This window comes from Palleronia caenipelagi, assembly GCF_007004065.1.
In the GTDB taxonomy this organism is placed as follows: Bacteria; Pseudomonadota; Alphaproteobacteria; order Rhodobacterales; family Rhodobacteraceae; genus Palleronia; species Palleronia caenipelagi.
Genome location: NZ_VFSV01000014.1, coordinates 25,012 through 38,816, shown reverse-complemented (window position 1 = coordinate 38,816; position 13,805 = coordinate 25,012). Strand labels below are relative to the sequence as shown.

At 64.1% G+C, this 13,805-nt stretch carries 16 protein-coding genes; 7 read left to right on the top strand and 9 right to left on the bottom strand.

The features are described 5' to 3' along the window. Positions 1 to 53: 53 nt before the first annotated feature. Both FEV53_RS09980 and FEV53_RS09975 read right to left on the bottom strand, forming a co-directional pair. Positions 54 to 740, bottom strand: a complete 687-nt coding sequence (locus FEV53_RS09980) for a hypothetical protein (RefSeq protein WP_142834670.1) — start codon at positions 738 to 740, stop codon at positions 54 to 56. 4 nt (positions 741 to 744) lie between these two features. Then, entirely contained in the window at positions 745 to 927 is a 183-nt protein-coding gene (locus FEV53_RS09975; protein ID WP_142834669.1) for a zinc-finger domain-containing protein, read from the bottom strand. A 96-nt stretch (positions 928 to 1,023) separates the two neighbouring features. Between FEV53_RS09975 and FEV53_RS09970 the strand changes: the two genes are divergently transcribed. From FEV53_RS09970 to FEV53_RS09960, 3 genes are all read left to right on the top strand, one after another. Further along, complete coding sequence (locus tag FEV53_RS09970; protein ID WP_142834668.1) at positions 1,024 to 1,959, top strand: ABC transporter ATP-binding protein; 936 nt, start codon at positions 1,024 to 1,026, stop codon at positions 1,957 to 1,959. Between the two features lie 6 nt (positions 1,960 to 1,965). Continuing rightward, positions 1,966 to 2,556 (top strand): pseudouridine synthase, encoded by a 591-nt coding sequence (locus tag FEV53_RS09965; RefSeq protein ID WP_142834667.1) that lies wholly within the window; start codon positions 1,966 to 1,968, stop codon positions 2,554 to 2,556. A gap of 69 nt (positions 2,557 to 2,625) precedes the next feature. Beyond that, positions 2,626 to 3,687: a transglutaminase-like domain-containing protein gene (locus FEV53_RS09960; RefSeq protein WP_246100776.1), complete on the top strand. Its 1,062-nt coding sequence runs from the start codon at positions 2,626 to 2,628 to the stop codon at positions 3,685 to 3,687. On the opposite strand, the gene FEV53_RS21480 is transcribed toward FEV53_RS09960, so the two are convergent. The 4 genes from FEV53_RS21480 to FEV53_RS09945 form a co-directional block, all read right to left on the bottom strand. Continuing rightward, positions 3,662 to 3,934 (bottom strand): WYL domain-containing protein, encoded by a 273-nt coding sequence (locus FEV53_RS21480; protein ID WP_246100775.1) that lies wholly within the window; start codon positions 3,932 to 3,934, stop codon positions 3,662 to 3,664. The genes FEV53_RS09960 and FEV53_RS21480 overlap by 26 nt on opposite strands. A gap of 26 nt (positions 3,935 to 3,960) precedes the next feature. Next, positions 3,961 to 4,458, bottom strand: coding sequence for a hypothetical protein (locus FEV53_RS21475; RefSeq protein WP_246100774.1), 498 nt, complete (start codon positions 4,456 to 4,458; stop codon positions 3,961 to 3,963). An 85-nt stretch (positions 4,459 to 4,543) separates the two neighbouring features. Beyond that, positions 4,544 to 5,041, bottom strand: a complete 498-nt coding sequence (locus FEV53_RS09950) for a DUF6446 family protein (protein WP_142834665.1) — start codon at positions 5,039 to 5,041, stop codon at positions 4,544 to 4,546. After that, complete coding sequence (locus FEV53_RS09945) at positions 5,038 to 5,964, bottom strand: glycine--tRNA ligase subunit alpha (protein ID WP_142834664.1); 927 nt, start codon at positions 5,962 to 5,964, stop codon at positions 5,038 to 5,040. Before FEV53_RS09945 ends, FEV53_RS09950 begins: the two co-directional genes overlap by 4 nt. Positions 5,965 to 6,230: 266 nt before the next feature. Here FEV53_RS09945 and FEV53_RS09940 point away from each other — a divergent pair, with 266 nt between their 5' ends. The 3 genes from FEV53_RS09940 (at position 6,231) to FEV53_RS09930 (ending at position 9,925) form a co-directional block, all read left to right on the top strand. Further along, entirely contained in the window at positions 6,231 to 7,490 is a 1,260-nt protein-coding gene (locus FEV53_RS09940; RefSeq protein WP_142834663.1) for a PQQ-dependent sugar dehydrogenase, read from the top strand. Continuing rightward, a complete protein-coding gene (locus FEV53_RS09935) occupies positions 7,487 to 8,065 on the top strand; it encodes a c-type cytochrome (protein ID WP_142834662.1) in 579 nt (192 codons plus the stop codon). Before FEV53_RS09940 ends, FEV53_RS09935 begins: the two co-directional genes overlap by 4 nt. 129 nt (positions 8,066 to 8,194) lie before the next feature. Then, on the top strand, positions 8,195 to 9,925 hold the full coding sequence (locus FEV53_RS09930; protein ID WP_185962162.1) for a serine protease: 1,731 nt from the start codon (positions 8,195 to 8,197) through the stop codon (positions 9,923 to 9,925). Between the two features lie 3 nt (positions 9,926 to 9,928). On the opposite strand, the gene FEV53_RS09925 is transcribed toward FEV53_RS09930, so the two are convergent. Beyond that, on the bottom strand, positions 9,929 to 10,720 hold the full coding sequence (locus tag FEV53_RS09925; RefSeq protein ID WP_142834660.1) for an alpha/beta hydrolase: 792 nt from the start codon (positions 10,718 to 10,720) through the stop codon (positions 9,929 to 9,931). A 101-nt stretch (positions 10,721 to 10,821) separates the two neighbouring features. Here FEV53_RS09925 and FEV53_RS09920 point away from each other — a divergent pair, with 101 nt between their 5' ends. Further along, positions 10,822 to 12,297, top strand: a complete 1,476-nt coding sequence (locus FEV53_RS09920) for an NAD-dependent succinate-semialdehyde dehydrogenase (RefSeq protein ID WP_142834659.1) — start codon at positions 10,822 to 10,824, stop codon at positions 12,295 to 12,297. 48 nt (positions 12,298 to 12,345) lie between these two features. On the opposite strand, the gene FEV53_RS09915 is transcribed toward FEV53_RS09920, so the two are convergent. Both FEV53_RS09915 and FEV53_RS09910 read right to left on the bottom strand, forming a co-directional pair. Further along, positions 12,346 to 12,804 carry an Hsp20 family protein gene (locus FEV53_RS09915; protein WP_142834658.1) on the bottom strand — a complete coding sequence of 153 codons (459 nt, stop codon included), beginning with the start codon at positions 12,802 to 12,804 and terminating at the stop codon, positions 12,346 to 12,348. A 170-nt stretch (positions 12,805 to 12,974) separates the two neighbouring features. Continuing rightward, positions 12,975 to 13,679, bottom strand: a complete 705-nt coding sequence (locus FEV53_RS09910; protein ID WP_246100780.1) for a trypsin-like serine peptidase — start codon at positions 13,677 to 13,679, stop codon at positions 12,975 to 12,977. Between the last annotated feature and the right edge of the window lie 126 nt (positions 13,680 to 13,805).

Below are 13,805 nucleotides of genomic sequence, written 5' to 3'. Positions count from 1 at the left end.
CTCAGATGATTGCCCCCGGGGTGATGCCGCGTTTTGCGCCGCGAGGGAAGGCCTCAGAGGCAGAGGCGCGTGCGGATGCGCTCTTGGTCGATCGGCGCGGTGCCGGTCTCCGGCAAACCCTTGGGGTCGAATGGGCCGGGGCGCAGATCGAACGGATCCGTCTCGATCCCCAGCTTTTCCAGCCCCTGGCGGTCGGGGTCGGGACCGTAGAACGGCAGGCCCGTGTCAAAGGCAGGATCAACCTTCGGTACGGGGATCGAATCTTCTGTCGCGCTTTGCCTCGCCATGACCGACAAGGGATATTGGCACAGGGTCAGCGGTCGTACCGGCACGGCGGTGAGCTGGCCTTGCTTTGTCAGGTCGATGAGGTGACCGTTCTTCGTCGCGTATCCGGCGCGGAAGGTCAGCGGATTGGGAAGGTCGAAAAACTCGGTGTCCGGCCCGAACAGGGCCTCGGGTCCCCGCCAGTCGGACCCGGTTGCAGCGTGGAGTTCATATGTCCCGGGCGGCATCAACAGGCGGAAAAACTGCCCGCCATGGATGTAGGCCAGCACCGCGCTCTGCCCGGTCTCGGCGGTACGCAGGTCCAGATAATAATCCCGCCCCGGCAGGGTTTTGACCTGCAAGGGCAGGGTCAGGGGCAACCCGGTGCGGTTCTCGATCAGCCCGTGGCGCGGCCGTTCCTCTGCCATCCCCGCCGTCGCGAGGATCATCAGCAACAAGGCCACGAGCACGCGCATGGGGTCAGTGCCCCCCGGCGCCGTCCTTCAGCACAAAGCGTTTGTCGCAGTAGTTGCACTCGACCCAGCCGCGATCGAGCGGGATTTGCAGCCAGACACGCGGGTGGGTCATGTGGCCGTCACAGGCAACGCGGGTGGCGGTGACTTCCTCGACCTCGGGGGCGTCTGGGGCGGTGTTGTCGGTCATCTGTTGTCCTCATGGCTTGCCCGTGGCGGGCAGGAGTCTTAGATCGGGTTGATAATACTCACCGCACGGGGTGAGCGGCAAGGGCAGGAGCGCCACATGGTCGAGAACGCCATCGAAATCACCGGATTGCGGAAAACCTACGCGGCGACCAAGCGCAGCGAGGCCAAGGAAGCGCTGAAAGGCGTCGATCTCGCGATCCCCAAGGGCTCGATCTTTGGACTTTTGGGGCCGAACGGCGCGGGCAAATCGACGATGATCAACATCCTCGCCGGTCTGGTGGTGAAAACCGCGGGCAACGTAAAGATCTGGGGATTCGATCAGGACGTGAACCCGCGCCAGTCCCGTGCCGCTATTGGCGTCATGCCTCAGGAGCTGAATCTCGATCCGTTCTTTACCCCCCGCAGTTCGCTGGACGTGCAGGCCGGACTTTACGGGGTGCCAAAATCCCAGCGGCGCACCGAGGAAATCCTCGAAATGATCGGCCTCAGCGACAAGGGAGAGGCCTATGCGCGGGCGCTCTCGGGGGGGATGCGGCGGCGGCTGTTGTTGGGCAAGGCGCTGGTCCATGATCCGCAGATCCTCGTCCTCGATGAGCCCACGGCGGGCGTGGATATCGAGCTGCGCCAGATGCTTTGGCGCAATGTCCGCAAGCTCAACGAGCAGGGCAAGACGATCATTCTGACGACCCACTACCTCGAAGAGGCCGAGGAGATGTGCGACGAGATCGCCATCATCAACCACGGCGAACTGCTGATCCGGGACACCACGCGCAACCTCGTCTCGCGGATCGATTCGAAAACGCTGGTGATCGAGCCCGTCTCCCCCCCCGCCGGGACACTCAGCCTGCCGGAAGGCGTCGAGATGGAGACCCGCGCGGGCGGACGGCTGGCCTTCCGCTACGCGCGAACCAAGGTCAAGCCCGGGGATATTCTGGCAAAGTTGCGCGAGGCCGGGGTGGAGATCGCCGATGTGTCCATCGAGGAGCCGGATCTTGAGGACGTGTTCCTCGACCTGACCCGCAGCGCCGCCTGAGCTTCCATGTCGCGGCCCCGCCCCAGAGCCCGCGCTGCCCGCAGTGGCCCGCCCCGGCTGGTGGCCTTCAACAAACCGATGAATGTGCTCAGCCAGTTCACTGACGACACCCACTGGCCGGGGCTCGGGCGACATCTGGATCTGCCGGGGCTCTATCCTGCTGGGCGGCTGGACCGGGACAGCGAGGGGCTGCTGCTTCTCACCAACGATGGTGGCTTGCAGGCGCGATTGACCGATCCCAAGCATAAGATGCCGAAGACCTACCTCGTGCAGGTGGAGGGCGGTCCTCAGGAGGACCAGCTTGAGGCGCTCCGGACCGGCGTGACCCTGAAGGACGGCCCGACCCGTCCCGCCGAGGTGACGCGGATCGAGCCGCCCGAGCTGTGGGAGCGCGATCCGCCGGTGCGGGTTAGGCTGACGGTTCCCGATGCATGGCTGTCGATGACCATCCGTGAGGGGCGTAACCGGCAGGTGCGGCGCATGGTCGCCCATGTGGGTCTCCCGTGTCTGCGGCTGGTGCGCTGGCGGATCGGACCCTATGCGCTGGATGGGCTGGAACCGGGCACATGGCGCGATCTGGAGCCGCCCCGGCGCTGAGCCCGGCTTGTCATTCGGACGAGGCTTGCGTAACGCCCCCCGCCAAAGGCCAGTGTGACGGAGTGCGGGATGACCCAAAGCATGATGAGACGTGAGTTTATCGCTGCAATGGCGGGCTTTGGGGCCGCGCTGTCCTTGCCTGTGTCCGCTCGTGCCTCGGGCGTGGGGGCGTGGCGGCGCTATGAGGTGACCACCCATCTGAGCCTGCCCAAAGGTCAGGCGGGCCAAGCCTGGGTCCCGGTGCCAAGCCTCGACGACCCGCTCTGGTCCCGCCCCGGTGACACCCGCTGGACCGGCTCGGCGGGCGAGGTGTCCCTCCTGCGGTCTGGCGATGCGGGCATGGTGCACGCCGTCTGGACCGGCGACGAGGCGGAGGCGGTGCTGGAGGTGACATCAGAGATCACCACCCGCGACCGGAGCGTAGATCTGACCATGCCCGCGCAGGCCTTAGCATTATCCCCCGCCGAGCGCGCCCATCACACGGCCCCGACCGCCTTGATCCCCACTGATGGCATCGTCGCCGAGACCGCCGAAGCGGCTGTGGGGCGGGCGCAAAGCGATCTGGAGAAAGCCCGGAGACTTTATGACTGGGTCGTCGCCGAGACCGAGCGCAACCCCGAGACGCGGGGCTGTGGTCTGGGGGACGTCGCTTCGATGCTGCAGATGGGCGATCTGACCGGCAAATGCGCCGATCTGAACGCGCTTTACGTGGGTTTAGCCCGGTCCGTCGACCTGCCCGCACGGGATCTCTACGGCATCCGCGTGGCGCCGTCGGATCGCGGATATCATAGCCTTGGAGCCAAAGACACCAACATCACCGGCGCGCAGCATTGCCGCGCGGATGTCTGGCTGGAGGGGTTTGGCTGGGTGCCCGCCGACCCTGCCGATGTGCGCAAGGTCGCTCTTCAGGAGCCCGAGAAACAGCCTGACGCCGAGGCGATGCTCTTTGGAGCCGCCGAGGGCAACTGGATCGCGTATAACGCCGCCCATGACGTGGTGTTGCCGGGGGCGGGCTTTGGGCCCGTGCCCTTCCTGATGTATCCAATGGCGGAATTCGGCGGTCGCCGGCTCGATGAGCTGGATCCCGAGGGCTTTGCCTACACGATCACGGCGCGCGAGATGCCGGTCTGACCCGGTCCAAGCCCTCGCAGGCCTGCCGGATGTAGAAATCCGCCAGGCTCTGCCCCGGCGCGTGAGCAAAACGGCCTGCGGGCGTCACTGCCGTCATGCGATCCTCGCGGAACATGCGAAAATCCTCCCACAGCCCACACCACGCGATCAGGGTCCAGACCTTGCCCCGGAACACCAGAGTCAGGAGGCGCAGGATGCGGGTGCGGAGATGTGTCTCGCCGCACCCCCGCCGGTTTCCGTTGAGCAACGGGGTTGAGGAGCGCTTGAGTCTGCCTACTTCAGAAGCGGCGTCAGAGTCGGTCCAGACTTCTGGGCGGGACGGAACCGATTTGTGGGCGGGGGCGGAGGAGATCCGGGGCACAGACCAATGGTCCGTTGGAAACCCGGATGGAGCAGGTTGCTGCCGCTGGCATCCGGCGCGTAGACGGTCAGCAGCATCGTTCCCACCGGCGAACCGGGATATGGTCTGAGATGTTTCGAGCTGATGCGGGTACTCATCTGGGCCGTGATTCCGTCTGTCGGCCTGAGCGAGAAGTTCTTGCCGTCACCTTTAAGATAACTGTGGTGCGCGACCTCGAAAATTACCCGTCCATTCAGAGTAGCAGTCGTGAAGTTGTCCACCTCCACCGTAACGGCAACATCGCCGGTTCCCATGAAACAGGGCGTTCCGGTAAGGTTAAGTTCGAGATTGCCACTCTGGGCCGTGGTCGCGCCCATCAGGCAGGCGAGGCCCAGCAGGGCGGGCGCAGAAAAACGAGAAAGAAGGGCCATGATATCCACCATCGTTTGAAGATGGACTTATCTTGCTCCTTGGCGCGCAGTGGGCATCCCCCAAACGGGTGAAATCAATGCGCGGTCAGTCCTGTCGCTCCGGGCAGGCGTCGCCCACCGGGTTGCCGAAATTGTCGGTTTCGCCGCAATTGTTGAGCTGGTGCCAGACATAGCCCCGGCCATCGTTGGTCACCGCGACGACCCGGTCCACGCCATAAGCAATGTTCTTTTGCGCCAGCCACGCCGTTGCCTCACCCGCCTCCAGCGCGGCGCCGACGGCCTCCGCGTCGAAGCAGCCGAACCAGAACGGCGCGGTCAGCGGGATCGCGTCCTCATAGGGGACAGCGCCGTCAGGGAGCGTCGCGTCGGTGTCGAAGCACGCGCGAAAGCGGATCGGGGAGCTGTCCGCGTCGATGGCCTCAATGTTCTCAGCCACCAGCGCCATCGGCCCCGCCGCCGTCTCGATCGTGAACCCCTCAGGGCTGACCGTGTCGTAGAAATGATAGACCTGCAGGTAATAGACCGACACAGCCGTGATCAGCGCGAGGACGGCCAGCGCGCCGACGATAAATTTGCCGCTCATGGCGCGTCGGGCGCGTAGCCCCCTGCCTCGGTCTGAACGAACGCATCGGCGCATTGCTTGGCCAACGCCCGGACGCGGCCGATATAGCTCTGCCGTTCGGTCACCGAGATCACCCCGCGCGCGTCCAGCAGGTTGAAGATATGGCTCGCCTTGATGCACTGGTCATAAGCTGGCAGCGCCATGACGATGCGGCGTCCGGTGCGGGGGTCCTCGGCGGGCTGGCTCAGGATCGCGGCACATTCCGCCTCGGCTTCCTTGAAGTGCTCGAACAGATCCGCCGTATTCGCGGTGTCAAAGTTGAACCGCGCATATTGCGCCTCCGCCTCGCGGAACACGTCGCCATAGGTCAGGGGCTGCGCGCTGTCGGGGTGGTTGAACGGCATGTCCATCACATGATCGACGCCGAGCACATACATGGCCAGACGCTCCAGTCCGTAGGTCAGCTCGCCCGAGACCGGGTGGCAGTCATGGCCACCCACCTGCTGGAAATAGGTGAACTGGCTGACTTCCATCCCGTCGCACCAGACCTCCCAGCCGAGACCCCAGGCGCCCAGCGTCGGGCTCTCCCAGTCATCCTCGACAAAGCGGATGTCATGCAGGTCGGTGTCGATGCCGATGGCCTTGAGCGAGCCGAGATAGAGCTCCTGCAGGTCCGGCGGCGACGGTTTGATGATCACCTGATACTGGTAGTAATGCTGGAGACGGTTCGGGCTGTCCCCATAGCGCCCGTCCGTTGGGCGGCGCGAGGGCTGGACATAGGCCGCGGCCCATGGCTTTGGCCCAAGAGAGCGCATCGTGGTCGCCGGGTGGAACGTCCCCGCCCCCACCTCCATGTCATAAGGCTGCAACACCGCGCATCCGGTGCCGGCCCAGTAGGACTGGAGCGCCATAAGGATATCCTGAAAGCAAACGGGACGAGACATTGGGGGCAAACCCTCCGCAAAGAAAGCCGGGCCTGCATAGGCAGACTGACCCGGAGGGTCAATCGGGCGTGGCATTGTCATTGCCCGGCGCCGGGATTGTCGCGCGATACGCCAGACCTACTCGGCTATGGGATGCATCAGACATGCGCAAACTCCCAAATAAGTTGACATGTCAGAGGTTGAGCAACAATCATTGCGTGTTGTGGAGGGTATAGACTCAAGCCAAAGGCAGCAGACCCTCCTCGCTTTTCTGGGAGGATATCGTGATGAACAGAACGACTCTGTCCGCATTTTTGCTGGGCACCATGCTGACTGCACCGGCGCTGGCCGACGACAACATGGAAAAGCTCGGGAATATGCAAAAGACCGACGCGAGCTTTACCTTCGTGGATCAGGAGGGCGAGCGGACCGACGCACTCAAGTCCATCGTGCCGCATATCAACGTTCCCGACGGATTCGAGGTCAGCCTCTACGCCGTTGTGCCGGATGCCCGATCTATGGCGATGGCGCCGCAGGGGACGGTGCTGTTTGCCGGTACGCGCAAGGACAAGGTCTGGTCCATCGTCGACCGGGATCGCAACCGCGTGGCCGATGAGGTCAAGGATTTCGCCCCCTCGGTGACCTTCGACATTCCGAACGGGCCGTGCTTTTCGCCTGACGGGTTTCTCTACATTGCCGAACGCAACCGAATCCTCGTGTTCCCGGCGGCCGAGTTCTTTTTTGAGAGCCCCGATATCGCCGTGGGCACCGTGGTGGCGCAGGGAGATCTGATCCCGGCGGAAGAAGAGAGCTTTAACCACTCGGCGCGGGTCTGCGACATCGGGCCGGACGGGATGCTTTATGTCTCCCTCGGCCAGCCGCACAACGTGCAACCCAAAGAGAAGGTCGAGCTCTATGACAAACTCGGCATCGGCGGCATCATCCGCATGAAGACGGACGGCTCGGGCCGGGAAGTCTACACCCGCGGGGTCCGAAACTCGGTCGGGCAGGACTTCAACCCGGCCACGGGCGAACTGTGGTGGACCGACAATCAGGTGGACGGCATGGGCGATGATATCCCGCCGGGCGAGCTGAACCGTCAGACAGAAGCCGGGCAGCATTTCGGCTTCCCGTGGACCAATTCCCGGGTAGAGATCCCCGACTACAAGGATGTGCCACGGCCCGAGGGCGTGACCTTTGTGGAACCGCAACTGGAACTGACCGCCCATGCGGCGGATCTGGGGATGCGGTTCTACCACGACGACTCGTTCCCCAATCAGTATCACGGCGGCATTTTCTGGGCGCAGCATGGGTCGTGGAACCGCACGACGCCGGTAGGTGCGCGGGTGATGTTCACCGCGCTCGATGAGGAGGGCAATGCGACCGGGGCCGAGGTTTTTGCCGATGGCTGGCTCGATGAGGATACCGGCGAATACCGGGGCCGTCCGATGGATATCGAGTTCCTGCCCGACGGCTCCATGCTGGTCTCCGACGACTTCGCCGGAGCGATCTGGCGTATCGCCTACAACCCCTCAACAGACGGATGAAGGGTGCTGCGACACTCATCCTCGGCGGGCTGACGCTCGCCGGGGGACTGCCAGCTCAGGCCGATGATCCGGCCGCCGGGCGGCTGATCGCCAATATGTGCCGAACCTGTCACGGGTTGGACGGTTATGCCCAGATACCCATCGCACCCCATATCGGCGGCGAGCCCCAAGCCTATCTCGAAGCGCAGCTCATGGCCTTCAAGACCGGCGCCCGCGAGCATGAGATGATGTCCATCGTGGCGGCGGGACTCTCAGCGCAGCAAATCTCGGACGTGGCCGCGTGGTACGCCGAACACGAGGCCAGCGCGACGCTGCCCGACGGCACCGACGCCGGTGACGCGCCTGGCGCCTGCGTCGCCTGTCATGGGGCGGACGGCCTCTCGACCTTACTCGACGCACCAAACCTTGCGGGTGAGGTGAACATCTATCTCGACACGCAACTGAAGGCTTTCCGCAGCGGCCAGCGCCAGCACGAGATCATGTCCGGGATCGCCGCAGACCTCACCGACGACCAGATCCGCGACATCGCCGACTGGTACGCCAATGTGAAACTGGAGATCTCACCGCCCGATTGATCGATGGCAGGAACACCTTGCACCAACTGGCCCATTGTCATTCCCGCTCAGGCTTGTGAAACAAGGCAAGCACCCAGACCGGACCGCTGCGGCGCTTGTGCTTCAGGCGCGGCCAAGAATGAGGGCAAAATGGTCAAAAGACTGCTGAAGGTCAGCCTGATCCTGCTTCTGACGACACCTGCCATGGCCGAGGAGGTGTGGCTTCAGATCGAAGCGAAACGGTCCCAGGCCGAAGCCATCGAGGCCGCGCAAGGCTACGATGCGCAGATCGACGGTGTTGCGGCCTATGATCTCGAAAACTCGTCCTGGAATGCCATCGTTGTCGGCCCTGTCGAACGCGCGATGGCGCCTGCCTTGCGACGGCAGCTGGTTGCAGCTGGTCTGATTCCGAAGGACGCCTACGCGGTCGATGGCGCAAATTTCGGTCAGCAGTTATGGCCGGTGGCAGGGCGTGGACCCTCCAACGCGCCGTCACTCGGCGCCGCCTCCGCCGGAGATCCTCCGCCTGCGCTGGGACCCGCTCCGGGAACGGTCGACGAGACACCAGCTGCCGCCCGGGCCGGTGAAGCACGGCTCGACGCGGAAACGCGCGTGGCGCTTCAGGCCGCTCTCGCGTGGGCCGGACACTATCGCGGGACGCTGGACGGGGCGTTCGGCGAAGGCACCCGGAGCGCAATGGCGGATTGGCAACAGGACAGTGGTCTGGAGCCAACAGGCATTCTGACGACCCGCCAACGCGACCAACTCCTCGGCGCCTACAAGGCGGTGTTTGATGGGTTGGGGATGGAGATGGTCGAGGATGACACGGCGGGCGTGATGCTTGAGCTGCCGCTGGGCGTCCTTAGCGCCCCCCGCATCGCGCCGCCCTTCGTTATCTATGAACCGCGCGAAAACGCTTCGCCTGCCGCAACGGTGCTGCTGATTTCCGAAGCCGGCGGCTCCTCTGAACTGCGCAGCCTCTACGCGGCAATGCAGACGCTGGAGATCGTGCCAGAGACCGGCCCGCGTAGTCTGGAGGAGCGAAATTTTGTCCTGACGGGTGAGAATGACGAGATCGTCAGCCATACAGAGGTCCGGGCGCAGAACGGTGCCCTCAAGGGGTTCACGCTGGTCTGGCCGGCAGGCGATGAAGACCGCCGGACCCGGGTGCTCGCCCAGATGCAGCAGAGCTTTGCGACCCTGCCCCGCAAGGTCCTGCCCCCGGTCACTGAGGCCCCCGGCGAACCCGTGGATCTTTTGGCCGGGCTGGAGGTGCGGCGCCCGATCTTTACCCGATCAGGCGTCTATGTTGGCGCTCAGGGCGAGGTTCTCACGGCGCTTGAGCAGTTGGACCGATGCGGACACATCAGCCTCGGGAGTGGGGTAAAAGTCACCGTAAGTCACAGCGACCCGGACCGTGGACTGGCCCTCCTGCTGCCAGAGACATCGCAAGTTCCCATGGCCACCGCCAAGCTCGCTCAAGCCCCCCTGCGCCCGGAGCAAACGGCCATTCTCGCGGGGTACGCCTTTGGCGGCCAGCTCCCGGCACCCACCCTGACTACGGGGCGTCTGGCTTCGCTGACCGGGCTGGCGGGGTCGGAACAGCACGAGAGATATGCGCTTGATGCCCGCCCCGGGGACGCAGGGGGGCCCGTCTTTGCACCGTCCGGCGCGCTGGTCGCTACCCTGCAACCGCGGGATGACCTCCCGCGTCGTCTCCCCGATCAGGTAAACCATGCGACGGGCATCGCAAATATCGTCGGGTTCCTCGAAGCGTCTGGCATCTCACCGGAGCGGAGCCGCTCTGACAGCGCCCTGACCATCACACAGCTCGACCGGCTCGCGGGGCAGGTGACGGTGCTCATCTCCTGCTGGGAGTGACGCTCAGTCGAGCAATGTCCGGACCATGTCGCTCTCGGCATCCCGGAGCGCGTCGATGATGTCGAAGTGGTGCCGCCCCGCGACCTCGTGGAGCGGTGCGTCCCACGCCCCCGCCAGCCAGCGCGCCTGATCCACGAAGGCGGGCAGTTCGTCCGCGCCCACCCAGACGCTGACAAGCGTCTTGCTCCGCTTGTTAAGGAACAGAGGGCTCTCGGCCTGCGCCTCCTCCGGCGTCAGGCGTAAATCATCGTTCAGCGCCAGACCGAGGAGCGGGGTCAGATCCGAGATCGGTGAGATCGACATCACGTGGGTGATGCGTGCCAGAACCACATCCGGCAACGCGCTGCCCTCCGCGATCAGGCGCGCCACCATATGCCCGCCAGCCGAATGGCCGACCAGACGGATCGGCACGTCCGGAACCTCCCCCGCCAGCATCTCTACGGCGGCGGCGAGACGTTCGGCCATGGTGGTCAGGGTGATCTGCGGCGCCAGCGTGTAGGATGGCATCGCCACCGCCTGCCCCCGGGCCAGCGAGCCTTCTGCGAAATGGGACCAGTCGTCGCGGTCGCGGGAGCGCCAGTAGCCGCCGTGGATGTAGATCACCAACCCCTCTGTGGAGCATTCGGGTAGGAAAAGGTCCGCGCGCTCCCGAGGGGCGGGACCGTAGGGCAGGCCGAGCCTCGCCCGTGATCCCAGCGCGTCGCGAAAGGCCGCCGCCGCCTTGGTCCAGATCGCACCATAGCGCTCTGATCCGGCCACCGCGGCCCCGTTGTCATAGTCCAGATCCGTGACCATCCGCCCCTCCTTCATGCACCACAGACATCTAGACCCCTGACGCGGAAAAGCGCAACGTAGTGCAGGACACGCTCATCTGTGCCCATGGGAGGATGCATCACATGTTGAACAAGACGGATTTCAGCGCACTGCTCACGGACCCGAGCCTGCTTGCGACCCAGGCCTATCTGGCCGGGGAGTGGGTCGATGCCGAAGGGGGCAAGACCTTTGAGGTGACAAACCCCGCGCGTGGTGATGTGCTGGCCGAGGTTGCGGACCTGTCCCGCGCGGAAGTCGCCCGCGCCATCGATGCCGCCGAAGCCGCGCAGAAAGACTGGGCCGCGCGCACCGCCGAAGAGCGCGCCGAGGTGCTGCGTCGCTGGTACAGCCTGATGATGGAGAACGCAGACGATCTGGCGCGCATCCTGACCGCCGAACAGGGCAAGCCGCTTGCCGAGGCCAAGGGCGAGATCACCTACGGTGCCAGCTTTATCAAATGGTTCGCCGAAGAGGCGCTGCGCGTGCGCGGCGAGATCATCCCCGGCCACGCGCCGGACAAGCGCATCCACGTGATCAAGCAGCCCATCGGTGTCGCCGCTGCGATCACGCCGTGGAATTTCCCCAACGCGATGATCACCCGCAAGGCAGGTCCAGCGCTGGCGGTCGGGTGCAGCTTTGTCGTGCGCCCGCCGACGCTCACCCCGCTCTCGGCGCTGGCGCTGGGTGTCCTCGCCGACCGGGCGGGCATTCCCAAGGGCGTGTTGTCCATCCTGCCCTCGTCCGATTCCTCCGGCATTGGCAAGGAGTTCTGCGAGAACCCGACAGTGCGCAAGCTGAGCTTTACCGGCTCGACCGAGGTCGGGCGCATCCTGCTGCGGCAAGCGGCGGATCAGGTGATGAAATGCTCCATGGAACTCGGCGGCAATGCGCCGTTTCTGGTCTTTGACGATGCCGATCTGGACAAGGCCGTCGAGGGGGCCATTGCCTGCAAATTCCGCAATGCCGGTCAGACCTGCGTCTGCGCCAACCGGATTTATGTGCAGTCCGGCATCTATGACGCCTTTGCCGCGAAACTGCGCGACCGGCTGTCGCAAATGAAGGTCGGCGACGGGTTGGAGGACGGCACCGATTTCGGTCCCCTGATCGAGCCGAGTGCAGTCGAAAAGGTGGAAAGCCACATCGCTGATGCCGTCGCAAAGGGCGGCGAGGTGATCCATGGGGGCAGTCGCCACGAGATGGGCGGGACGTTCTTTGAGCCAACGATCATCACCGGCGCGACGCAGGAGATGCAGTTTGCCACGGACGAGACCTTCGGCCCGCTGGCGCCGCTCTTCCGGTTCGAGACGGACGAGGAGGCGATTGCGCTGGCCAATGACACGATCTTTGGCCTCGCGTCCTATGTCTACGCCAATGATCTCGGTCGCGTGACACGGATCACCGAGGCACTTGAATACGGGATTGTCGGTGTGAATACCGGGATCATTTCAACCGCCGTCGCCCCGTTCGGCGGTGTGAAACAGTCCGGGCTGGGTCGCGAGGGCTCCCATCACGGGGTCGAGGACTATTTGGAGATGAAGTACATCTGCCTCAGCGTCTGAGGCAACGGGAGAGGTCCCCGGCCTGGCTGGCCGGGGACCTTTATGCGATCAGGCGGAGATTTCAGCCTCAATCGCTCCGGCACGGTCAGACGCAATAGCGATCTGGCGCGGCTTCAGGGCGTCGGGCACCTCGCGGCGCAGTTCGATCACCAGCATTCCGTCGCGATGGCGCGCGGCCTCAACCCGGACGTGGTCTGCCAGATGGAACCGGCGCTCGAACGCACGGGTCGCAATACCGCGATGCAGGTAGTTGCGCTTGGCATCATCGGCGGCCTTCTTGCCAGTCACGATCAGCGCTTTCTCGCGCTGTTCGACACTCAGGTCAGCCTCACCAAACCCGGCGACAGCGATCTCGATGGACCAGGCGTCGTCAGCCGTTTTCTCGATGTTGTAAGGGGGATAGCTCTCGCCGCTGCGGGTGTCGCGCATCACGCGGTCCATCAGATCGGCCATCTGATCAAAACCGACAGTGGCACGGTAAAGCGGGGCGAGATCATAGGTTCTCATAGGGTGCATCCTTTCAAAAGCGATACGTTAGTCTGCCCTCCCGTTATGGGACGAGCGATCTGGCAAACCCGATCCGGCGTCTGCCAAGACACGAGATGTGGATCATCTTTCCCGATTTCAAGATCCAAGCACACCGAACAACGCCGTCCGCTTTCCCTCGGAATGCCGGATCAGTGGGCGCGCGAGACCGGATCTGGTACCAAACCGGGTACCATCGCAACCTCCGATGATTCCACACGATCACCATGCAGTTCGGCCAGAAAATCGGCCAGCGCAGCCGGGAGGTCGGAGCCAATCAGTACGGACATTCCACCCAGCCGCGCTTCTGCCGTGATCAAAGACACAAGTCGCATCTGACCGGCGCCGTCGTGATCGAATACCGGCGCACCGGACGCACCGCGCTCGGCCTCGCAGGACAGCAACAACGCGCCCTGAGACCTCTGCGCGGTTTCACACCCCTCAGTAACGGTGAGCCGCGTAGATCGCTGACCGGAATAGGATGCGAAGCCAAAGATCTGCCCGTCAGACGGTGCGACCCGGAGAGGCGCAATTTTCTGACGCGATACGGGTGTGTCGAGAACCAACAGCGCCACATCCCGCGCCAGATTTGCCAGTTCCTGCATATCTCCTGAGAAGTCCCGGGGCATCAGAACGCGCCTCACCTTGCGAACTGCGCGGGCCGTTTTGCCAGAAAGGCCGGCCTGAAATGACAGACCTTCCAAAGCACGCGGAGTCCCCGTTTCACTCACAACACAATGTGCCGCTGTCACGACGAACTGCTCATCAATGAGGGTTGCAGTGCAGTACTCGCTACCTCCCAGATTGAGCCGACCCACCGCATCGAACGGTGTGCCCTCCGCCGAGGCTTGAGACATCCCAGCCACACAAAACACGAAGATCCACAACGCTCGAACCGCATGTTGCACAACCATCTCCTTCATCCCTCTCATGGGCAGGACGTCTACAGGAGCAGGGTTTCGGAAAACTGAAGTTGTGTGGAA